A 19,015-nucleotide genomic window follows, 5' to 3' on the forward strand; every position below is an offset into this window, starting at 1 on the left:
TCAAAGACCGCAAGGAGAACCCAGTATGGCCACCGCCCTCCTGCCCCGCTTCGTCTCCCCCGCGCAGCGCCACCACGCCGCCGCCGCGATCCGCGCCATCGGGCGCCTCGCCCCGCGTCCGGCCCGCGCCCGCTACGCCTGCGCCACCTGCTCGGTGGCCTGGTCCGGGCCCGAGGCCGACTGCTGGAACTGCGGCCTGCCCGCCACCCACTCCAGCAACGACGCCTCCCTGCTCCACCTGCTGCTCCTGAGCCCCGTCATCGCCGGCGCGCCGAAGGCCCGCGCCCGGTGACCGGCCGACAGCTCCCGGACGAACTGGACCGGCGCCTGGCCGCCGAACTCGTCCCCCAGTGCCCCGCCCCGCCCCGGTGCCGCACCCGCCCCGCCGGGCCGGCCGCCTCCCCGGCCCCGGACCCGCGCGCCGCCGAACACCGCGCCGAACTCCTTGCCGCCCTGCGCACCCCCCGCCCCCGCACCGCCCCGAACCCGAAGGAGACCGCAGCATGAGCACCGACCCCCACCGCCAGGCCGTGCCGCTCGACCTGATCCTCGGCCCTCACCTCGCCGCCACCGTCATCCGCCGCACCGCCGACGCCCTCCAGCAGCAGGACCTGCTGCCCGAGACGGTCGCGCTGCGCCTGGCGTGCGAGCGCGCCAGCGACGGCGACCCGCTCGTCCTGGCCGCGCCCGGCCAGATCTGGGAGCTGCGCGCGGACGTCGACCCCGACGACGCCCCCGCCCGCCGCCTCGCCATCCACCTGCGCCTGACCAGTCCGCCGACCGTCTACGTCTCCGACCCGGACGACCCGGCCGGCGACGACGCGGCGATCGACGAACTGCTCCTCGAGGTCCTGGACCTCTACACCCTCGCCTCCTGGGACGTGCGCTTCCTCGCCCCCGACCCGGTCGCCTGATGCCCACCGACACCGCCGACCCGGTCGCGGTGATGAAGGCCGCGGAGAGCCTCGCCCTCACCCCGACCTCGCACCGCCAGGACGCCGACGCCGCCACCCGCACCGCCCGCGCAGCCCGCAGCAAGGACGACCTGGTCCTGCTCCTGGACGCCCTCGGCCTGCCCGGCGACGAGCCCGAGATCACCCGGCTCCTGCCCCACCTCTCCACCCCCAAGGCCGGCACCCCCGGCCGCCTCGACCCCTTCGGAGGGAACACCGTGCCCAGCACCACCACCCCGGCCGCCCGCCCCGAGCACGACGTCCTGGCGAACCTCGACCCGATGACCCGCGAAGTCGCCCTTTCCATGCGCGCCAAGGGCGACAGCCCGCTGAAGATCCTGGCCGCCACCGGCCTGGACGAGAACGACCTCCAGCGCCTCATCGCCCAGCACCCCGACGCCGCCAAGCAGGCCTCGCCCTACGGCAACGCCGTGGACGAGCTCCTCGCCTGGGCCGACCAGCACCCGCAGGTGAAGGTCCGCCGCCTTGCCGAGCAGACCCGCGACTCGCTGGACAAGCTCCTCGCCCAGCGCACCGGCGACCAGGCCGTCGCGAAGCACGAGGCCGAGGTCGCCGCCCTCAAGGCCCGGCTGCAGCGCGCCGAGCAGGCACTGCGCGACGCCAAGGCCGGCAAGCCCACCACCACCGCCCGCACCGCCGCCCCGGCGGCCGGGGCCGACCTGGCGCAGCCCGCCGAGAAGGCCACCCGCAACGAGATCCGCGCCTGGGCCACCCAGCACGGCCACACCGTCGCCGACCGCGGCGTCATCCCCCAGGCCGTCCTGCGCGCCTGGTACGACGCCCACCCCGACACGCTCGCCCAGGCCGGCTGACCATGGCCGCCCGCCCGAGCACCACGCCGGGCGACACCGCCGGTGCGGGCAGGGTCACCCTGCTGCGCACCGGCGGCGGCGCCGGACCGGGCTGGGGCGCCTACGCCCTGCTCTACGCCACCCGGCCCGCCGACGGCGGACTCACCGAGGCCGTGATCGGCTACTGCGCGCCGGACGCCGACCTGCTCCACCCCGCGTGGGGCCTGCACGAACAGCGGCCCCACGGTCCGGCCGGCACCGCCCGCCGACCGCTCGGCGAGTACGCGGCCGCGGCCAACCCGCCCCGGGGCCGGGGCGAGCCCCCTGGCGCCTACGCCCAGCGCCTCGCGCTGTTCCTGCTGCGGATCGCCGCCGCGAGCCGCCTCGTCCCCTCCCCGCGCATCACCGACCTGCCCTGGGCCTCCTGGACGCTGGCCACCGACCAGCACGTCCACCTCACCCCCGACCCGGACCACCCCGGCCGGGGCTGGGCCGGCCACCACCAGGTCCGCGTCGGACGCCTCCTCACCCTCCAGCCCAAGCAGCCATGACCCAGACGGCGGCCCCGCCCGGGGCCGCCGTTCCCGCCGCGTCCCCGGAAGGGAGCAGCACCGCCATGACCACCGCCACCGCCCTGATCGCCCGCGCCGAGGCCAGCCTCGACCGCTACCAACACGCCCCGGGCCACGAGAACACCGACGCCGCCCGCGCCCTGCACCGCGACCTGCTCGCCCTCCTTCCCGCCGCCCGGACGCTGCTCGCCGAACGCGACGACCTCGCCCGCCGCCTGGAGGCCGCCCGCCGCGACCCGCTCACCGGACTGCCCGCCCGCGCCGCCTTCACCACCGCCGCGGAGCAGCTGCTCGCCACCGCGGCCGCCCCGGCCGTGCTGATGGTCGACCTGGTCGACTTCAAGGCCGTCAACGACACCCACGGCCACGAGACCGGAGACGCGGTCCTCACCGCCACCGGTCGCCGCCTGGCCCACTGGGCCGGGACGGGCGCCGTCGTCGGCCGACTCGGCGGCGACGAGTTCGCCGCCGCCCTCGACACCGACCCCGCCGCCCTGCCCGAGCGGCTCGCCGCCCTCCGCCAGCTCCTGGAGCAGCCCGTCGACCACCACGGCCACCGGCTCGCCGTCGGCGCGTCCATCGGAGCCGCGACCCTCACCGACCACCCCGCCCGTGACCTCTCCGCCCTTCTCCACGCCGCCGACCTCGCCATGTACGCCGACAAGGGCCACGGCCGCCGCGGCCGCCGCCAGCACATCCGTGCCGCCTGACCCAGGAAGGACCACCCCGATGCCCCGTCCGACCATGCCCGTCACCGGCATCCACGCCGACGGCACCCCCTGCACCCACCTCGTCAACACCCGCACCGGCCGCCCCAAGGACCCGACCATCGACTGCACCGGCCGCACCGGATACGGCGCCACCTGCTCCGCCTGCGGCGAGACCATCACCAACTACCTCAAGCTCCTCGTCACCCCCGAGGCCGCCAAGCACCTGCGCCAGCACGCCCACTGACACCAGGAGGACCCACCGTGCCTGCTCCCGCCGGCTTCACCACCGCCTACGGCGTCACCATCTCGGCCTGCGACGAGGACTTCGAGGCCTACGTCGCCCTCGGCCACCACGACCCGAGCCGAATGACCGCCGCCGCCAACCACGTGCTGCGCGCCGAGTCCGCCGAGCGCTACCGCCCCATCGTCGGCGAGCTGCCGCGCATCGACCACACCTTCGCCGTCATCACCGAGCGCCAGGCCGACGAGGACGGCGAAGGCGGCGGCTGGACCCTCGACTTCACCGGCCCGGACGCGGCCAGCACCCAGCCGGTCACCCTCCTCACCGTCACCGGCCTGGGCGACTTCGAGCTGCTGGCCACTCCGAGCCACTGCCCCAACTGCGCCCGCCTGACCAACACCGCCCACTACATGCGCACCGAGATGCAGAAGCTCGGCGAGCCCGGACTGCTTGGCCACGACTGCCGTACCTGCGGCACCATCTGGCCCGCCACCAGCCGCAACGACCAGCACCGGCCCTCGGCCTGCTGAGCTGCAACACCCAGCGACAAGGGCCCGTCTCCGGCTTAGCGCCGGGACGGGCCCTTTTGCGTTTCAGGGGTAAGAATTTCTTACCTCCCGGCTCGGCTACTCGACCACCTCGGCGTCGACGGGAATCAGCCGCCGCGCAGCGGCGATCCGCATCTTCACCCGGTCGACCTCCGCTTCAATGCTGTCCAGGTACGTGCCGAGCGCGACCGGGTCGACGTCCGCGGCCGTCTTCACCGCACCCGGAGCGAGCGGCTTGTAGGCCCGCTCACGCAGCCAGTCAGCGGCCTTGCTCAGCGCCAGCAGTTGCGCGGGCACCGCCGTGTCGTCTGCCGCGGGGGAGCCGGAGTCCGAGTCCGTGCTCTTCTGCTGGGCCGGGATGGACTTCTTGTCGAGCGGCTCGGCGGCCGCCTCGCTGAGCATCGCCGCGGTGGGCCGCTCCCGGCCGGCCGCGGCCGCCTTCCTCCGAGCCGCTTCCACAACCGCCTCGGCGCGCTCGACGCCGGACTTGGCGACCACCTCCGCGACGACCTTGCGCGCGGACGCCTGGGTGAGCTGCTCACGGAGTTCGGGCTTGAGCTGGGCAACGGCCCGGATCCGCTCGGCGTCCTTCAGCAGCTCGAAGATGTACTTCTCCGCGACCTCCAGGACCCCGGCCGCCCACTGGGCGAAGTTGTCGGCTCCGGCCTCCTTGTGGAGCTCACGCTCCCTGGCGACCTCCAGCAGCACGCCCTTGGTGAGGACGACGTAGTCCTCGGCGGCCGCCCCGAGACGGCTGATCTCCCGCAGGCGCTCGGTGACGAGCGCCAGCTGCTCCTGCCGGGAGCCGGAGATGTCCGCAGCGGTCAGCAGCCGGCCACCGGCGAACACCGAGGCGGTGTTCCCCGTCCACTTCGCCACCACGCCGCCAGCTGCCGAGCCGTCCTGCTCCTGGCCGGAGGAGCTGGCCCGGCTCCGTCGGCCGCCGAGCGCGGAGCCGAGTCCGGCCGCGCGGTCACTGCCAGCGGCCTGCCCGGACGGCGCGATGCCGAACGCCGCTCCGGGAGTCGTTGTTCCGTCGCTGGGTCGAAGGGCCCCCAGGCCGTTCATGCCATCTCGCTTTCGTTCTCGCGCTGCGCGATCCGGGAGAAGATCTCCCGGGTGAGGGCAGCCATGTCCTCGGACACCGAGGCCGACGTCGGGCTGACGACCTGCTCGCGCTGGGCGGTGCCGGCGCGCAGCTGCCAGAACTTCGGATTGTCCTTCGCCGCCTGCTCCAGTTCGTGCAGCAACACGCCCCGCTTGCGGGCCTGGCGGGCCACCGCTTCGGAGGAGCGGACCATACTCTCGAACATCAGATGGTCGGACCCGAGGACTTCCTCCACCTCGGCGCGCACCTCGCGGTGGATGGCCGTCGCGTTGCTGCCGGAGGCGAACAGCAGGACGCCGAGCAGCGCCAGGTCCGGGTTGGAGAACTCCCGGACGAGAGCGAACTCCTTGCTGATGTCGCCCAGGCCGTCGGTGATGCTGCCCGGGTCCGACTTCACGGGCACGACCAGCCAGCGGCCGGCCGCCAGGCACAGCTGCAGCAGCGGCGGGTTCTCCGGGGGCGAGTCGATGACGACCAGGTCGTAGTCGGGCGCGATGCTCTGGAGGGCGACGGCCAGCATCAGCGACTGGGTGATGGGCTTGTTCGGGAACCGCAGGGCGAGATCGCCCGGCAGGTCGCCGACCCGCTTCCCGCCGACGATGACGTCGAGGCCCGGACGAACGCCCCGGATCGGGGTCAGGGGCTTGCCCCAGAGCACGCTCTCGTGCAGCGCGGCGCCGTCGTCGTCCAGCGGCCCCTTGCGGAATCCGAGTTCCCGGCCAACGTGCCCCTGGCCATTGACGTCGATCAGCAGACTGCTTATCCCGTCGGCGGCAGCCAGACCGGCCATGTTGCTGGCGATGGTCGTCTTGCCGACGCCGCCCTTCCCGTTGCCGATCACGACCACCCGGTCCAGCGCCTCCCGGTCGATCTCCGGAGGCACCTCCCTCTCCTGTGCGGCCAGCACATCACCCTCCGAATCGCGAGTCCTTGCGGGCGCCATGTTCCCACGAGCCCGATGATCGACTGCTGCACACCGCTGGACCGAGGGCGCTCTTGTCCGACCAGTGCGCTGTTCGGCGAGCCGAGCGAGCGCTCGAACGGTCGGCGACCTCCTCCCGCAGTGAGACGGCTCCGGGGGAGGACTGCCGGGGTAAGAAATTCTTACCCCGGCACCAGAGCCGACCCGCGGACTGCACAGCGGTCTACGACGGCTCCCTGCCCGGTCCTCTTCCGGGCGCTCCTCAGAAGCCGAGGGCTTCGAGGTCGTCCGCGGGCCTGGTGTCCGCGATGATGACGCCGCTGAACTGGGAGTCGGTGAGGACGCGCAGGCCGGCGTTGCGCAGGATGGCGGCGAGCGCGACGTCGAGGGTCTGGTCCACGGCCCGGGCGAAGCGGTCGGCGGGATCGCCGATCTCGGCTTCGTCGTCGAGGGCGGTCAGGTCGGCACCGGGCCTCCAGGAGACGGCGACGGAGCCGGACGGCCAGCCGGCTGACGCCTTGCCCATCAGGGTGACGACGATGCCGGGAGTGTCGGGGGTGGTGCTGACCGGGAGGCCGACCAGGTCGAGGGCGCGCTTGAGGCGGGGCAGGATCCGCTCGGTGCGCATGTCGCCGCGCATGCCTTCGGCTTCGTCGGTCATGCCGAGGAAGTCGGCCAGTTCGAGAAGCTCCTGCCGGCGCTCGGGGCCCAGGCCGGGCTGCTCGTCGGTGGTCGTCCCGGGGTGGGAGGTCATCGGTTCTCCAGGTGCTGGTCAGGTTGGGGGGTGGTGCGCTTCGGTGTCGTGGCCGGGGGGACCGGGGTTTGGTGCGTCACTCCTGCCGTAGGGGGCGTTCGTCCCACTCCCAGCGGCCCACGCCGTGCAGCCAGTGGGTGTCGGGGCGCCCCACCGTCTTGAAGATCGCGCGGACCCCGGCGGCATCCTGGCGGCCGCGGTGGAACTTGAAGGCGTACATCACGCCCTTGATCTCGTTGCGGCAGTACTGCCACGGCTCGACTCCGCACTGGGGGCAGGCGGTCTCCGCGCAGGCCCGCCAAGCCCGCGCGTAGGCGGCTTCGAGGTCGAGGATCGTGATGTCGGTGGCCTGGGCGCCGAACTCCGCGCAGAAGGCGGCCCGGTCGTCCACCTCCGCGATCGTGACGGGGGTGGTCGCCGCGATGGCCAGTACCAGGTCGCCGGGCCGCAGGGGGTGGCCGCTGAGCTGGGTGCGCTTGCGCTGGCCGTTCCCGTCGTAGTGGCTGACGAAGCCGTGCTCGGTGATCGTCACGAGGGTGACCGCCGGGTCGGACAGCGGGGGGAAGTCCTTCATCCGGCTGACCTTGGGCATGCGCATCGTTCGGTAGGTCATCGCCCGATCGTGCACCCAAGTTCCCTGCGCGGGCAGGCGATTGGCGAATTCCGGCGAGGGTTGGGCTTCTGCCCGGTCGGATGCTTCCGCGCGCCCTTGACGTCCCGTCAGGAGCGGCGGGACGGTGAGGGTCGCAAGGACTCGCAACCGGCTTGGCACAAGGAGCGGTCATGGCACTACGGTTCAGGGGCATCGATCCCGAGTCGCCCAACGGGGGCTCGCCGACGGTGTGGCTGGAGGACGAGAAGGCGGAGATCGTCGTCCAGGGCTGGCTGCCCGACATGGAGATGTACCGGGCGATCAGCGAGACGGAGTGGGCGCCCGGCCACGGCGTGGGCGTGCCGGACCACGAGGGCGTCGTCCGGATCCCGGTCCGCATGATCCCGTTCCTGCGAAAGGTGTGCGATGACGCCGAGCGTGCCGGACTTTGGCGCCCTGCTGAGGAGCGCTGAGCGTTCCGCCTGCCACCTGGAGATGCGCGACTCCTACGGCGAGGATGCAGTGTTCGCCGACTGGCGCGCGGGCCTGCCGGTCGAGCGGCCCGAGGCGTACGACCTGCCCGAGGAGTACACCAACTGGGCGGCGCTGGTGCGGGAGACGGTCGGCCGCGGGGTGCAGGTGCGGCGGGCCCGGGTCGTCTCGGAGCCGGCCAGCGCCTACATCCGGTGGGAGCACGCGATCACCGAGCGGCACAACGTCGCGCTCGGCGAGCAGGTGCGCTGGCTGCCCCGCTCGAAGGCGTCCGACCTGCTGCTGCCGGGCAACGACCTGTGGCTGGTCGACGACTGCCGCGTGTTGTTCCACTGGTTCAGCGGCGACGGCGAGTGGGCCGGCCACGAGAGCACCGAGGACCAGGCCGTGGTGAAGGCGGTGGCCGCGGCGTTCGAAGCCGTCTGGGAGCGGGCCGTCCCGCACGCGCAGTACCCCCTCTGACCAGCCGTCCACCACCACCGCCGGGCAGCCAGCACCATGTCGTCGTCACCGTCTTCCAGCGTCCTCGAAGCTCGCAAGGCCCTCGCGGCCCGCCTGACCGGCCTGCGAAAGGACGCCCGCCTGACCGGCGATGAGCTGTCCGCCCGGTGCGGCTGGCACCCGGCCAAGACCTCCCGGATCCAGAGCGGCAAGGCCACTCCGTCCGAGGACGACCTGCGCGCCTGGTGCGCCGCCTGCGGCGCCCAGGACCAGGCCGACGACCTGATCGCCGCCGCCCGCGCGGTAGAGACGATGTACACCGAGTGGCGCCGCATGGAACGCGGCGGCCTGCGCGCCGCCCAGGAATCGGTGGCCGACCTCTACCACCGCACCCGCCACTTCCGCGTCTACGCCAGCCGCGTCATGCCTGGCATGGTCCAGATGCCCGAGTACACCGAGGCGGTGCTGCGCTCGATCCAGCGCGCCCGCGTCGAGGTCGACGACGTCACCGACGCGGTGGAGGCCCGCCTGGAGCGCCAGCGGATGCTGTTCTCCGGCCGGCAACGCTTCGGCCTGCTCATCGAGGAGTGGGTGCTGCGCGCCGCGGTGTGCGACCCGGAGACGATGGCCGCCCAGCTCGGCCACCTGCTCGCCGTCTCGGCCAGCCCGTTCGTCAGCATCGGCGTCATCCCCACCGGGCCCGGCCGCCCGCACCTTCCGGTCGAGGACTTCTACCTCTTCGACGAGGCCGAGGTCGCCGTCGAGCTGACCTCCGGCTACCTGCGGATCACCCAGCCCGGCGAGATCGCCGACTACGTCCGCACCTTCACCGACCTGGCCGCCATGGCCGTCCACGGGGCCGAGGCCCGTCAGCTCATCACCGCGGCGATAGCCACTCTCGGGTGACGTCGCGCAAGATGGCGCAACCTCGTTGAGAGCCTGGCAGCACACTCCCTACCGTCGAACCGTCGCCCGCCGTGACGGACCGGACACCCGGCCCCGGCGGGCGAACCGAGATCGCTGCGCCCGCCCGCCCCCGTCGGGTGGGCGCAGCCGTCACCGCCGACGAGAGAGCGGAGAACCACCGTGGCCGCGCACCGAACACCCCGCCCAACGGTTCGGGCTGCCGAATCCAGCTGCCGGCGGATGCGAGATGCCCGGTGACGACGACGGTCGAGGCCCCGGCGCTGCCCGCGGCCGCCAGCTCCGCCAGGGTGCTGCTGCCGTACGAGCCGCAGTCCGCGTCGGCGGCCCGGCGCCTGGTGCGCACCACGCTGCGCGCGTGGGGGCTGGACGACCTGGTCGAGGCGGGCGAACTGATCGTCAGCGAGCTGGTGGGCAACGCGGCGAAGACCGGCTGCCGGCGGAAGATGACGGTCACCCTCGAGCGGATCACCGACCGGTGCGTGCGGATCAGCGTCCGCGACGGCTCCCGTGCCCTGCCCTGCCTGATCGACGCGGGCCTGGCCGCCGTGTCGGGCCGCGGCATGGCCTTGGTCCACCACCTCACCCGCGGGCACTGGGGCGTGAGCCTGGAGCCGCTCGGTAAGACCGTCCACGCGGACCTGCGCACCCGCTCTCCCGCCCCAACGTAGCCCCCACCCGTGCCCCGGTGCGCCGGGGCCGACCCTCTACTCCTCCCGGGTTCCGGGAGGGCACCATCACGTCAGCGACGACAAGGAGCTGGGCATGGACATCGAGGCAGTCGACGGCGGCTCGGGCGGCGACGGGGGTGGCGGGGGCGACGGGCACCCGGGCACTCCGTGGACGCCGCCGCAGGACCCGCCGTCCCCGGACGGCAGCACTCCGCCCGGGGACGGGGGACACCGGAAGTGACGCTCGCACCTGAGCAGGAGGGCCGCCCCGTGCCGGGGCGGTCCTTCCCCGTCGCCGACGCCTGGGCGCCGGCCTTCGACGCCGTCCCGCGCTCGCGGTTCCTGCCGGACCTCGTCTGGGCGCACGACATGGCCACCGGGAAGAGCCAGCCCGTCGACCGGAGGGCCGACGAGGCCGACTGGCTGGCCGCGGCCGCCGCGGACATCCCGATCGTCACGCAGTGGGACGACGGCGAGCACCAGGGCGCGGAGCCCGGCACCGTGCCGACCAGCTCCGCTTCACAGCCGTCGCTGGTCGCCTCGATGCTGGACGACCTGAAGGCGGAGCCGGGGATGCGGGTGCTGGAGCAGGGCACCGGCACGGGCTGGAACGCCGCCCTGCTGAGCCACCGGCTCGGCGACGCGAACGTGACCACCGTCGAGATCGACGCCGCCGTGTCCGCCCGTGCCCGCGCGGCCCTGCACGCCGCCGGCTACCGGCCGCAGACCGTCTGCGCCGACGGCGCGCTCGGCTGGAGGGATGGGGCGCCGTACGACCGGATCACCGCGACCTACGGGCTGCGCGAGATTCCGCGGGCGTGGATCGAGCAGACCCGGCCCGGCGGGCTGATCCTGGCGCCGTTCGGCACCCACTACTCCAACGCCGACGCCCTGGTCCGCCTCACCGTGGCCGGCGATGGCACCGCGTCCGGCCCGTTCCTCCAGCAGGTGGAGTTCATGAAGATGCGCTCCCAGCGCCTGCGCTGGCCCCAGAACCCGCCGAACGGCGGCACCGTCGCCGAGTCCACCACCACCGCGGCGCTGCCCGCGCACGGCAAGTTCGACCCGTTCCCGCTCGCCGCCGGCCTGCGTCTTGGCGACGTCGTCCACGCGATCCAGCCGCACGAGGACGGCGCCCGCACCCTGTGGCTCTACTCCCTCACCGTCCCGGCCTGGGCCGCCGCGACCTTCCGCGACGGCGAGAACGAGCACCAGGTCCGCCAGTACGGCAGCCGCCGCCTCTGGAACGAGTTCGAGCAGACCATTGACTGGTGGCACCAGGCGGGCGAGCCCGGCGTCGACCGGCTCGGACTCACCGTCAACCCGCACGGCTGGCACGCCTGGCTGGACGACCCCTCCCAGCCGATCTGACCCCGCGCGACCTCCCCACCCGCAGCCAGGCGAGTTCGATCCGCCTGCTGCGGCCGGCCGCGCACGCGAGTGCTGCGGCTGCGCCATCATCGGGACGGTGAACACGGTGACGAGCGCCCGGGCCGGCGCGGCGGACGACGTGCCGGTGCGGGTGTGCGCGGTGCTGGTGGACCCCGGCGGCAAGGTCTGCGTGATCCGCCGCCACCGGCCCGGCGGCGCGCAGCACACGCTCCCGGGCGGCCTGGTAGCCGAGGGCGAGCAGCTGGCCGCGGCACTGCGGCGCGAACTGCGCGAGGAGCTCGGCCTGGCCGTCGACGACGTCGGCTTGATGCCACGGTTCGAACAGCACCAGGAAACCCGTCGCCCGGGAGAAGGCCAGCTGTTTCGCCGCCACCACTTCGTCTTCGTCGTCCAGCTGCCGAAGCCGCTCGCCGAGGACGTCGCCCTGGTCGAATTGGACGCCGAGGACGACTCCGAAGTGCTCTGGCTGCCCCCGGCCGACCTGGTGGGATCGCATCTCTACCCGGATGTCGGCGAGCACCTGGTCGCAGCCGTCAGCACCCAGGCCGTGGCCGCGACCACCGACGCGGTGTTGCTGGAGCCGATGACGGACGACTCGTACGGCTGGCGCTGACCTGCTGGGCGAGTCGAACGGGATCAGGGACCGTCGCCCGAAAGCCGAGTGAGCATCCACTGCGCCACCGCCTTGGCGACGCCGCCGAGCACGCTCGCGCACATCAGCATGCCGGCCGACTGCCGCTGTCTCCCAGGTCTCCGGTGCCTGGCCATGGTCTGCTTCCCTCCCGGACACGGTGTCGGGCCGGTCCGATGCCGATCCTGGGCCAGCTGTACTGCCCTACGCAGCCAGATCCGCCAAGTGACTGCCAAGTGGGGTCCGAGTGTCCCGCAGGCCCGTGAAGTGGGGGCCAAGTGATGCCCCGATGGTCTGGTGCTGTCCGGGGGAGCCTGATAGCCGGCCTGACCGCTATCGAGCTGGAGACCGGCACGGCGACCGCGGGGTGCCGCATGGCGGCCGCCGGGCCCGTGAACAGCCCGGCCACGTGGATGCTGCGCTGTGTCGGACCGACGGAAAACAGCAGCGCCGTGTCACCAGGAATCGCTACCGTTCCTCCATGTTTGAGCGATTCTTCCGGCGCCGTGGGGCCGTAGCCGCGACAGACGAGATCGTGGTGCCTCCCGCAGAAGAGGTACCGGAGCACCTTGAGGTCCCCCTGCTCCGGTGGGTCGTGGAATCCTTCAACGGTGACGAACGGGGTGCCGAGCAGGTCGCCATCCACTTGCGGATGACGGTGGAACCGACGCGCTACGGATACTCCCCGATCAAGTTCCTGTACGAGCGCACCACCAAGGAGCAGCTGCCCGCGGTCATCGACGCCATGCTGAGCCTCAGTGCGCCGCCGCCCCGAACGGAGCTCCCCGCGAACGCCACGCCGATGCAGAGGATCACGGCTGCCGGCATCGACGGACTGCGCCGCCGCGATGGTGTCCAGCTGGAGCGACGCTGGGAGGCCGTCGAGGAGTTGGACAAGCTGCTGACCGCGGGCGGGTCGGGGCTGCGGGTCAACGCCGACCGCACAGGGCTGGAGTCCCGTATCGGCGAGACCGCTTTCCAGGGCGTGAACCGCGCGGTGGCGGCGGCTTCCGCGCGAACGGAGGCGGGCTCCGCCGGCCAGCACCTGGCAGCGGCCTGGGCCGCGCTCTACGGGCGCAACCCGGATCCCTCGAAGTCCTACAGCGAGAGCATCAAGGCGGTCGAGGCGGCAGCTCAGGCCGTGGTGGAGCCGCGCAACGCGAAGGCGACGCTCGGCACCATGCTCAAGGTTCTGGAGCGGTCGGCACCGGGGACGTTCAGCACGGCGATCGAGGAGAAGGACTCCGCCCGCAAGGACGTCGACCTGGTGGTCGACATGATGCGGAGGCTCTGGCAGGGGCAGACCTCGCGCCACGGCTCGCAGGCCGGCACCACCCTGGAGACCAAGCCGCAGGCCGAGATGGCGGTGTTCATCGCGATGACCCTGGTGGAGTGGTTCTCCTCCGGCCACGTGCGCCGCAACCCCTGATTCAGCCGAGCAGCACCAGGCCCCGCCCATCTTCGTGGTGGGCGGGGCCGCCGCACTTCGGTCAGCCCTCCGAGACCGTGCTGGCGGTCTTCTCCCGGCCGCCGTGGTTGGGGTGGTCGGCGTGGCAGGTCGGGCAGAGCTCGCCCTCGGGGGTGTACCGGCGGTCGAAGGCGGCGCACTTCTCGCACCAGGGGATCATGAAGTCGAGTGCTTCTCCGCCGTCGGACTCCGTACCGTCCTGGTAGATCAGGTGCCAGCTCTCCGGGCCGACCGGGCCGACGGCAAGTAGGGGCAGGGTGCTTCCGTCGGAGAAGGCCAGCCACCCGACCACGGGATCCGTCCAGGTGTAGCCCGGCTTCCGCTTGTCACCATCCCGTTCTCCTGGGTGCCAGTGTCGTACGCGCAGGCCGGGCTCGGCCGGGATTGCGCCGACCGCGACGGGGACGGCCTTCAGCCCCGCGTAACCGGCCTGCTCGTCGGCGGGGGTCAGGCGCCTGTTGGAACCGAGGATCATCGCCTCACCGTCCACGAAGGTGACGACCGGCTTCCAGACCGGCCGCTTCCCTGGCGCGTCGATCCGCGCGACCAACCCGGTGTGCTGGCTGCCGCTAGCTGGAAAATGGTTCATGCACTCTCCCTCTCCTGCTGAATGCGTCGTGGTGACCGTACGGCGCGGGGCGATCACAAGAAGGAGGAACCGAGAATCTCACCGTTCTCGAAGGGAGTGTCCGACTCCCCTGCCCGGGCTGTCCGGCGCGGCCCGGAGCGCCCGAGCACTCCACACGCGCTACCGGGACAGGCCCGGGTCGCCAGCTGGAGCCGGTCCCCGCACGCGGGCTCTGCTGCTGCGGCATCATCGGCGTTGTGACTCCTTCTCCTGAAGAGATCGAAGCCGTCCGTACGCCCGCTGGCGGTTGGACCCGGGCGCAGCTGGCGCAGTGGGGTGTGCCGTGGCCGCCGCCGAAGGGCTGGAAGCAGGAGCTCGCGGACCGCTGGCAGGCTGAGCAGGACAACGCCAGCTGAGCTTCCTGCGGAGGGTGCAGAGGCCCGGTGTCAAATGCCGGTGCTGCCCGGCAGGGTGAACCTCTACGGTGTCGCAATGACCTTGTGGACTCCCCTTTACGACCGCGAAGGCGGCACCGTGGCCCTGCGCGCGGAGGTTTCCCCCGCCTTGGAGAGCCCGTTGCGCGAGTGGTTGTACTCCGCGCTGCGCCGCCCCGCCGAAGAGGTGTGGCGGCGGGTCGCGCTCCGCTGCGACTTGGTGCTGGGGATGCCGGACGGCGGCGACGAAAGCGAGGAGGCCGACTACGAGGCGGCCATCGCCTACGGGGTGCCGGCGGAGCAGCTGCTGGAGGTCGTCGACGCGGCGCTGGACCTGCTGCCGGTGCCGACGCCGGTGCCGCTCATCCCCGCCCGCCAGGCCGACGACCCGCCCATGGATCGGAAGACGGTGGCTCTGGTGACGCTGGCGAGCATGGGCGAAGTGCTCACCCAGCAGCGGAAGGTGGACCGCGCCCCGCTGCAGCAGTTGCTGGACGATGCGCGCTCGCGGTACACCGTCCGCGCGGACGGACGCGCTCTGGTCGCCCGGGTCGATCCGGCGCTCGTGCGGGCGCTGCAGGCCGCGGTCGAGAGCGGGGAGCAGCCGGAGCGCGGTTCGGCGTCGGAGCACCTGCGGGAGGCGTTCGAGCGGGCCTATGCGTTCACGCCGGATCCGGTGAAGGCGTTCAGCGAGGCGATCAAGGCGGTGGAGTGCGCGGCCCACGCCACCCTGCAGCCCAACCACCGCCGGGCGACGCTGGGCACGATGCTGGGCGAGATGCCCAAGCTCGCCAGCGGGCTGGTCTTCGAGATCGAGGGCACCGCTCCGCAGGACGGCGTCGAGATGGTCCGCCTGATGATGAAGCAGCTCTGGGACGGCCAGAGCAGCCGGCACGGCAAGCAGGACTTGACCCGCAAGGAGACCGAGGCGCAGGCGGTGGCCGCGGTCCACCTGGCGGCCACGCTGGTGCAGTGGTTCTCCTCCGGCGCGATCCGCCGGGCGTAGGGACCGGGTCGGCAGGGCCGGGTCCGTTGTTCGCGGACACGTTCGGTGCCCGTGTCGCTACGGTGGCCTGGTCCGGGCGGCCGGCCCGGACCGTGTCCGCGCGGCGAAGGGAACCGAACGTGTCCAGCCCCGCACTGCTCCAGCCCCGCTACTGGCTCGCCCACGCCCTGCCCTGGCCCGCGGGCGAGGGCCCGTACCGCGAGTGCGCGCAGGCCCTCGCGCCGCCGATCATCCCGCGGCAGATGCTCTCCCCGGACGCCGCGGACGTCCTGGCCGCCGCCGACGCCTACCATCGCGAGCACCCGCAGCGGCGCCTGGTGTTCTTCAGCGACCTGACCCTCTGGCTGGACGGGCAGGGCAGCGACTGGGGCCGACGCGGCACGGACTGGGAGGGCGCTCTGCGCGAGCTGGAGAACGCCCCGGTACTGGCGCTGTTCTTGACGCTGAGCCAGTACCACCACGCGATCCTCGCCGACGCCAGCCGCGAGGGGATGAAGATGTACTTCGCCGACGGCCAGGTCGAGCAGGTCACCCCGGAGATCCGGGAGGAAGCCCGCGCGTTCATGCGGGGAACCCTGGAGCGCGACTGGCCCGGCTACGTCCAGGGCCTGATCGCCGCAGGCAAGATCCGCTGACCGCCCCGCACGGTAGCGTCACCGCATGACCGCCCACCAGGACCCGGACGACGACGCCGGCATCTTCTCCGCGGCCCCCGCGCCGATGACGGCGGCCGCCGTCGAGGCCCTGGTCGAGGAGACCGTCGAAGCGCTGGTGGCCGCCCCGGCGGCGGAGAGCGTGCTCGGCCTGGTCGACGTCCTCGACCGGGCCGGTGCGCTGTGGCAGGGCGCCATGGCGCTGCTGGGGCCGGCCGCCTCCCGCCCGATGGCGGGCCTGGGCGAACTGGAGGCGGTGGCCCGGCTGCGCAAGATCGCCGACACCCCCGACCTGGTCAGCCGCCTCAACCACACCGTCTCGGCCGAGTTCCGCGAGCGCGGCGCTGCGGCCGCGTACGAGGTGTGGGAGGCGGCCGGGATCGACATCCGGCGGGGCACGCTGGCGCAGCTGCTGGTCGGCTACTGCCACTCGATCGGGGGCGAGGCGGGCACCTTGTCGGCGAAGGACACGGTGCGGCTGCTGCACCAGGTCGTCCCCGTCACCTGGTGACCCGGCCCGGACCGCGAACCCGACCGTGCCCGTGCCGGCGCGGTCGGGCGGCCTGATCCCGCGTCACACCTTCGAGCGGAGTTCGCTCCCGGCCGGGCGGGAACACCCCGAAGGTGACGAACACCGAGCAGAGCACCCGGTTCCGGCCCGGCACCACCGTGGTACGCCGCGACGTCCACGCGGGGCGGGTGTGGACGGCGAAGCCGCACCGGGTCGTCGCCGACACCGGGCACGTGCTGACCCTGGCCTGCTGGCCCGGCATCGAGAGCCTCGCCCCGACGACCTGGATCGAGTCCCTGCGCACCGGCAGCGACGCCGTCCGCGAGCAGGGCCTGGACCACCTCGCCGCCGGCACCTGGACGCTCGGCACCCACCGCTGGGAGCGCACCGCGGTCCTCTCCCACTACCTGGCGGGGGAGTGGTTCTCCCTCCACTGCTTCCAGGACGCCGCCAGCGGCGACCCGATCAGCTGGTACGTCAACTTCGAGATGCCGTACCGCCGCCGCCCGGGAGGGATCGACACCATGGACCTCGCCCTCGACCTGGTCGTCACCCCCGACCTCTCGGGCCACCGCTGGAAGGACCGCGACGAGTACGGCCGGCTGCGCCGCCTCGGCGTGGTCGACGACTTCCTCGCCCGCCAGGTCGACGCCGCGTGCGGCCGCGCCCTTCGGATGCTCGACGACCGCGCGGGACCGTTCGCCACTGGCTGGCCCGCCTGGGCGCCGGAGGCGGCGTGGCCGCTCCCGGTGCTCCCGGACGACGCCGACCAGGGTGCAGAGCCGCTGGCGCCCTACCGGCTGTAGAACCCGGCCCGAGTTGGGGACCGCCAGCACCGTCTCGGCGCTCCCCATCAGCGCCAGCCGCGAGCCGTACCCGGTCCGCAGCGTGTCCGGGTGCGGCTCGCGGCGTTGTCCGGGTAACGGGGCGGACCTGGACAGGGCCCGCCACCACGATGGATTCGAGGACGAACATGGCAGGGTCCAAGTCCCGCAAGGCCGACAAGGCGAGGGCGAGCAGGGAGAGCCGGCTGCGGGCGGCAGGCCGCAGCCGACCGGCCGGGCAGAAGCAGACCGAGTGGTTCGGCAGCGCCGTGCACACCCATCTGGGGCTGATGCACCTCGACGTTCGCGCTGCGGGGAACGGACTGATGATCACCGCCTCCCCGGCCGAGTCGGACGACGGCACCGAAGCGTGGCAGCTGCGTCTGCGCAACGACAGCGACAACGGCCAGGCCCTCTACGACCTCGCCGAGTCGTTCCGCACCGGCACCCCCTACGCCCTGGGCAACGACGACCGGTGGCTGGCGTTCTTCCCCGACCCCGAGCAACCCGGCGTGTGCTCCCTCGTCAGCGCCCGGCCCGGCCCGGACCCCGACGGCCCTGCCGAGATCCTGCGCCGCGCCGACCGGCCACTGGAGCTGTGGGCCGAGGCCGGCACCGCGATGGACGGCATCATCTCCGACCTGGACACCACGCTGCCGCCCGAGCACTGGGATGCCGAGGACGCCTTGGCCTGCCCCGGCTGCCAGCGACCCGTCTACGACAGCACCGCCTCCATCGCCACGTTCATCGGCCCGGGGAAGCTGATCGCCGGGCTGTGCCGGTTCTGCCTGAACGGGAAGACCCTGCAGACCGTCCGGGACGAGGGCGTGCTGCTCCCGATGCAGCAGCATGCCGTCCTGGAGGCGCTGGCCGGCGCGTAGCCGGGCACGGCGGGTCCCGGCTCCTGACGCCCCTGCGGCGCTCGGGGCCGGGCGGGCCTTCGCGCATTATCCGGTTTCGAATTCCGTGCCGGAGCGTTGTGCTACGCCCCAGTTCAAAGACGTTCTCGCGCACCGGTCCTGTCCCACAGGCGACGAGCGCACGGAAGGGGTGAAGGTAAGCCTCTTTCGAAGGAGGGCGCATGACGCCCATTCAGGCCGCGGTCGAGTTCCTCGTTGCCGCCGTCACCGACCCGTCCGGCCCGCAGGCCGACCACCTCGTCCACGCGGGCCGCAACGTCGGCATCGCCGTGACGAGCGTCGCCAACGCGATCGGCGCCGTCCGCAAGCTGCGCATCCGCCCGGCGGTGGAGCAGCCGCCGACCCGCTGCTGCTGCGGCCCCTGCCCGCTCCACCCGGACGGCACGCAGTAGGCCAGGAGGCGGCCCGCCCCGGTGCTGGCCAGCGGCGACTTCGAGACGTTTTCCGCTCGCCGCTGGCCAGCACCGGGCGTTCCCCCCGCGGCAGATCTCCAGTTGGCGGTGCTTGAACAGCCCTGGCTCGCGCGGCCGAAAGCCCGCGCGAGCGCGCCTCCCACATCGCCATCTCTCTGCGACGCCACATCAGCGCGGATCAGCGCGGCCGGTCATCGGGGCCGGGGTGGAGAAGGAGACGAGGACATGGACATCGACCAGCTGCTCACCGGGTTGACCGACGCCGCCCGCCTGGCGGCGGCGCTCACGGCGCTCGTGCAGGCCCTGCGCGCAGCCCGTTCCGATCGGCGGCCTCGGTCGGCCGGGCGCGAAACCGAAGCCGGGCACGAGACGGCAGACAATCGACAGGGTTAAATTTTCTGACTAACCAAACAGGTTAACAGAGTTGGCTAACGGTGTGTTAGGTTGGCTGCGGA

General features: G+C 72.9%; 29 protein-coding genes. 24 read left to right on the top strand and 5 right to left on the bottom strand.

All coding sequences use genetic code 11. The features are described from left to right. Positions 1-25 precede the first annotated feature (25 nt). From ACWEO5_RS20140 to ACWEO5_RS20175, 8 genes are all read left to right on the top strand, one after another. Positions 26-292, top strand: a complete 267-nt coding sequence (locus tag ACWEO5_RS20140; RefSeq protein ID WP_452163656.1) for a hypothetical protein — start codon at positions 26-28, stop codon at positions 290-292. Next, on the top strand, positions 289-507 hold the full coding sequence (locus ACWEO5_RS20145) for a hypothetical protein (RefSeq protein WP_452163657.1): 219 nt from the start codon (positions 289-291) through the stop codon (positions 505-507). The genes ACWEO5_RS20140 and ACWEO5_RS20145 overlap by 4 nt, the downstream gene beginning before the upstream one ends. Continuing rightward, complete coding sequence (locus ACWEO5_RS20150) at positions 504-914, top strand: hypothetical protein (RefSeq protein ID WP_452163658.1); 411 nt, start codon at positions 504-506, stop codon at positions 912-914. The genes ACWEO5_RS20145 and ACWEO5_RS20150 overlap by 4 nt, the downstream gene beginning before the upstream one ends. After that, entirely contained in the window at positions 914-1,786 is an 873-nt protein-coding gene (locus tag ACWEO5_RS20155; protein ID WP_452163659.1) for an Lsr2 family DNA-binding protein, read from the top strand. Before ACWEO5_RS20150 ends, ACWEO5_RS20155 begins: the two co-directional genes overlap by 1 nt. 2 nt (positions 1,787-1,788) lie before the next feature. Beyond that, positions 1,789-2,316, top strand: coding sequence for a hypothetical protein (locus tag ACWEO5_RS20160; RefSeq protein ID WP_452163660.1), 528 nt, complete (start codon positions 1,789-1,791; stop codon positions 2,314-2,316). A 65-nt stretch (positions 2,317-2,381) separates the two neighbouring features. Next, positions 2,382-3,047, top strand: a complete 666-nt coding sequence (locus ACWEO5_RS20165; protein WP_452163661.1) for a GGDEF domain-containing protein — start codon at positions 2,382-2,384, stop codon at positions 3,045-3,047. A gap of 19 nt (positions 3,048-3,066) precedes the next feature. Beyond that, entirely contained in the window at positions 3,067-3,291 is a 225-nt protein-coding gene (locus ACWEO5_RS20170) for a hypothetical protein (RefSeq protein ID WP_452163662.1), read from the top strand. A 17-nt stretch (positions 3,292-3,308) separates the two neighbouring features. Beyond that, positions 3,309-3,818 carry a hypothetical protein gene (locus tag ACWEO5_RS20175; RefSeq protein WP_452163663.1) on the top strand — a complete coding sequence of 170 codons (510 nt, stop codon included), beginning with the start codon at positions 3,309-3,311 and terminating at the stop codon, positions 3,816-3,818. A gap of 96 nt (positions 3,819-3,914) precedes the next feature. Here ACWEO5_RS20175 and ACWEO5_RS20180 read toward each other — a convergent pair whose 3' ends face one another. The 4 genes from ACWEO5_RS20180 to ACWEO5_RS20195 form a co-directional block, all read right to left on the bottom strand. Further along, a complete protein-coding gene (locus tag ACWEO5_RS20180; RefSeq protein ID WP_452163664.1) occupies positions 3,915-4,904 on the bottom strand; it encodes a hypothetical protein in 990 nt (329 codons plus the stop codon). Beyond that, the gene (locus ACWEO5_RS20185; RefSeq protein ID WP_452163665.1) at positions 4,901-5,827 is read right to left on the bottom strand and encodes a ParA family protein; all 927 of its coding nucleotides are present in this window, start codon (positions 5,825-5,827) and stop codon (positions 4,901-4,903) included. Before ACWEO5_RS20185 ends, ACWEO5_RS20180 begins: the two co-directional genes overlap by 4 nt. Positions 5,828-6,128: 301 nt before the next feature. Next, positions 6,129-6,620 carry a hypothetical protein gene (locus tag ACWEO5_RS20190; RefSeq protein ID WP_452163666.1) on the bottom strand — a complete coding sequence of 164 codons (492 nt, stop codon included), beginning with the start codon at positions 6,618-6,620 and terminating at the stop codon, positions 6,129-6,131. Between the two features lie 76 nt (positions 6,621-6,696). Further along, entirely contained in the window at positions 6,697-7,233 is a 537-nt protein-coding gene (locus ACWEO5_RS20195; RefSeq protein WP_452163667.1) for a hypothetical protein, read from the bottom strand. Positions 7,234-7,403: 170 nt separating this feature from the next. Here ACWEO5_RS20195 and ACWEO5_RS20200 point away from each other — a divergent pair, with 170 nt between their 5' ends. The 8 genes from ACWEO5_RS20200 to ACWEO5_RS20235 all read left to right on the top strand — a co-directional run bounded on the left by ACWEO5_RS20200 (position 7,404) and on the right by ACWEO5_RS20235 (position 13,192). Then, entirely contained in the window at positions 7,404-7,685 is a 282-nt protein-coding gene (locus ACWEO5_RS20200; protein WP_452163668.1) for a hypothetical protein, read from the top strand. After that, a complete protein-coding gene (locus ACWEO5_RS20205; protein WP_452163669.1) occupies positions 7,639-8,166 on the top strand; it encodes a DUF6879 family protein in 528 nt (175 codons plus the stop codon). The genes ACWEO5_RS20200 and ACWEO5_RS20205 overlap by 47 nt, the downstream gene beginning before the upstream one ends. Positions 8,167-8,202: 36 nt before the next feature. Continuing rightward, positions 8,203-9,051, top strand: coding sequence for a helix-turn-helix domain-containing protein (locus tag ACWEO5_RS20210; RefSeq protein WP_452163670.1), 849 nt, complete (start codon positions 8,203-8,205; stop codon positions 9,049-9,051). A 254-nt stretch (positions 9,052-9,305) separates the two neighbouring features. Further along, the gene (locus tag ACWEO5_RS20215; RefSeq protein ID WP_452163671.1) at positions 9,306-9,740 is read left to right on the top strand and encodes an ATP-binding protein; all 435 of its coding nucleotides are present in this window, start codon (positions 9,306-9,308) and stop codon (positions 9,738-9,740) included. A gap of 94 nt (positions 9,741-9,834) precedes the next feature. After that, the gene (locus tag ACWEO5_RS20220) at positions 9,835-9,981 is read left to right on the top strand and encodes a hypothetical protein (protein ID WP_452163672.1); all 147 of its coding nucleotides are present in this window, start codon (positions 9,835-9,837) and stop codon (positions 9,979-9,981) included. Further along, positions 9,978-11,111, top strand: coding sequence for a methyltransferase domain-containing protein (locus ACWEO5_RS20225; protein WP_452163673.1), 1,134 nt, complete (start codon positions 9,978-9,980; stop codon positions 11,109-11,111). Before ACWEO5_RS20220 ends, ACWEO5_RS20225 begins: the two co-directional genes overlap by 4 nt. Positions 11,112-11,208: 97 nt before the next feature. Further along, on the top strand, positions 11,209-11,745 hold the full coding sequence (locus ACWEO5_RS20230) for an NUDIX hydrolase (protein WP_452163674.1): 537 nt from the start codon (positions 11,209-11,211) through the stop codon (positions 11,743-11,745). Between the two features lie 670 nt (positions 11,746-12,415). Further along, a complete protein-coding gene (locus ACWEO5_RS20235) occupies positions 12,416-13,192 on the top strand; it encodes a hypothetical protein (RefSeq protein ID WP_452163675.1) in 777 nt (258 codons plus the stop codon). Between the two features lie 61 nt (positions 13,193-13,253). Here the strand turns inward: ACWEO5_RS20235 and ACWEO5_RS20240 are convergent, their stop codons facing one another. Next, the gene (locus ACWEO5_RS20240) at positions 13,254-13,820 is read right to left on the bottom strand and encodes a hypothetical protein (RefSeq protein WP_452163676.1); all 567 of its coding nucleotides are present in this window, start codon (positions 13,818-13,820) and stop codon (positions 13,254-13,256) included. Between the two features lie 236 nt (positions 13,821-14,056). Between ACWEO5_RS20240 and ACWEO5_RS20245 the strand changes: the two genes are divergently transcribed. The 8 genes from ACWEO5_RS20245 (at position 14,057) to ACWEO5_RS20280 (ending at position 18,953) form a co-directional block, all read left to right on the top strand. Further along, positions 14,057-14,215, top strand: coding sequence for a hypothetical protein (locus tag ACWEO5_RS20245; RefSeq protein WP_452163677.1), 159 nt, complete (start codon positions 14,057-14,059; stop codon positions 14,213-14,215). A 76-nt stretch (positions 14,216-14,291) separates the two neighbouring features. Then, complete coding sequence (locus ACWEO5_RS20250) at positions 14,292-15,239, top strand: hypothetical protein (RefSeq protein ID WP_452163678.1); 948 nt, start codon at positions 14,292-14,294, stop codon at positions 15,237-15,239. Positions 15,240-15,358: 119 nt separating this feature from the next. Beyond that, a complete protein-coding gene (locus ACWEO5_RS20255; RefSeq protein WP_452163679.1) occupies positions 15,359-15,874 on the top strand; it encodes a hypothetical protein in 516 nt (171 codons plus the stop codon). 25 nt (positions 15,875-15,899) lie between these two features. Next, entirely contained in the window at positions 15,900-16,403 is a 504-nt protein-coding gene (locus ACWEO5_RS20260) for a hypothetical protein (RefSeq protein ID WP_452163680.1), read from the top strand. A 113-nt stretch (positions 16,404-16,516) separates the two neighbouring features. After that, complete coding sequence (locus ACWEO5_RS20265; protein ID WP_452163681.1) at positions 16,517-17,209, top strand: DUF402 domain-containing protein; 693 nt, start codon at positions 16,517-16,519, stop codon at positions 17,207-17,209. Positions 17,210-17,376: 167 nt separating this feature from the next. Beyond that, positions 17,377-18,108 (top strand): hypothetical protein, encoded by a 732-nt coding sequence (locus tag ACWEO5_RS20270; protein ID WP_452163682.1) that lies wholly within the window; start codon positions 17,377-17,379, stop codon positions 18,106-18,108. 200 nt (positions 18,109-18,308) lie between these two features. After that, the gene (locus ACWEO5_RS20275) at positions 18,309-18,539 is read left to right on the top strand and encodes a hypothetical protein (protein WP_452163683.1); all 231 of its coding nucleotides are present in this window, start codon (positions 18,309-18,311) and stop codon (positions 18,537-18,539) included. A gap of 246 nt (positions 18,540-18,785) precedes the next feature. Continuing rightward, complete coding sequence (locus tag ACWEO5_RS20280) at positions 18,786-18,953, top strand: hypothetical protein (protein WP_452163684.1); 168 nt, start codon at positions 18,786-18,788, stop codon at positions 18,951-18,953. Positions 18,954-19,015: the final 62 nt, after the last annotated feature.

The sequence above is a fragment of the Kitasatospora sp. NPDC004272 genome (assembly GCF_053603035.1).

Bases quoted from the DNA above. Each gene is read 5' to 3' on its own strand.
- ACWEO5_RS20155 (WP_452163659.1), top strand. From the start codon at position 914: ATGCCCACCGACACCGCCGACCCGGTCGCGGTGATGAAGGCCGCGGAG.
- ACWEO5_RS20205 (WP_452163669.1), top strand. From the start codon at position 7,639: ATGACGCCGAGCGTGCCGGACTTTGGCGCCCTGCTGAGGAGCGCTGAG.
- ACWEO5_RS20195 (WP_452163667.1), bottom strand. From the start codon at position 7,233: ATGACCTACCGAACGATGCGCATGCCCAAGGTCAGCCGGATGAAGGAC.
- ACWEO5_RS20180 (WP_452163664.1), bottom strand. From the start codon at position 4,904: ATGAACGGCCTGGGGGCCCTTCGACCCAGCGACGGAACAACGACTCCC.
- ACWEO5_RS20190 (WP_452163666.1), bottom strand. From the start codon at position 6,620: ATGACCTCCCACCCCGGGACGACCACCGACGAGCAGCCCGGCCTGGGC.
- ACWEO5_RS20270 (WP_452163682.1), top strand. From the start codon at position 17,377: ATGGCAGGGTCCAAGTCCCGCAAGGCCGACAAGGCGAGGGCGAGCAGG.
- ACWEO5_RS20280 (WP_452163684.1), top strand. From the start codon at position 18,786: ATGGACATCGACCAGCTGCTCACCGGGTTGACCGACGCCGCCCGCCTG.
- ACWEO5_RS20210 (WP_452163670.1), top strand. From the start codon at position 8,203: ATGTCGTCGTCACCGTCTTCCAGCGTCCTCGAAGCTCGCAAGGCCCTC.
- ACWEO5_RS20170 (WP_452163662.1), top strand. From the start codon at position 3,067: ATGCCCCGTCCGACCATGCCCGTCACCGGCATCCACGCCGACGGCACC.
- ACWEO5_RS20140 (WP_452163656.1), top strand. From the start codon at position 26: ATGGCCACCGCCCTCCTGCCCCGCTTCGTCTCCCCCGCGCAGCGCCAC.
- ACWEO5_RS20260 (WP_452163680.1), top strand. From the start codon at position 15,900: ATGACCGCCCACCAGGACCCGGACGACGACGCCGGCATCTTCTCCGCG.
- ACWEO5_RS20235 (WP_452163675.1), top strand. From the start codon at position 12,416: ATGACGGTGGAACCGACGCGCTACGGATACTCCCCGATCAAGTTCCTG.
- ACWEO5_RS20150 (WP_452163658.1), top strand. From the start codon at position 504: ATGAGCACCGACCCCCACCGCCAGGCCGTGCCGCTCGACCTGATCCTC.
- ACWEO5_RS20165 (WP_452163661.1), top strand. From the start codon at position 2,382: ATGACCACCGCCACCGCCCTGATCGCCCGCGCCGAGGCCAGCCTCGAC.
- ACWEO5_RS20250 (WP_452163678.1), top strand. From the start codon at position 14,292: ATGACCTTGTGGACTCCCCTTTACGACCGCGAAGGCGGCACCGTGGCC.
- ACWEO5_RS20240 (WP_452163676.1), bottom strand. From the start codon at position 13,820: ATGAACCATTTTCCAGCTAGCGGCAGCCAGCACACCGGGTTGGTCGCG.
- ACWEO5_RS20220 (WP_452163672.1), top strand. From the start codon at position 9,835: ATGGACATCGAGGCAGTCGACGGCGGCTCGGGCGGCGACGGGGGTGGC.
- ACWEO5_RS20200 (WP_452163668.1), top strand. From the start codon at position 7,404: ATGGCACTACGGTTCAGGGGCATCGATCCCGAGTCGCCCAACGGGGGC.
- ACWEO5_RS20160 (WP_452163660.1), top strand. From the start codon at position 1,789: ATGGCCGCCCGCCCGAGCACCACGCCGGGCGACACCGCCGGTGCGGGC.
- ACWEO5_RS20275 (WP_452163683.1), top strand. From the start codon at position 18,309: ATGACGCCCATTCAGGCCGCGGTCGAGTTCCTCGTTGCCGCCGTCACC.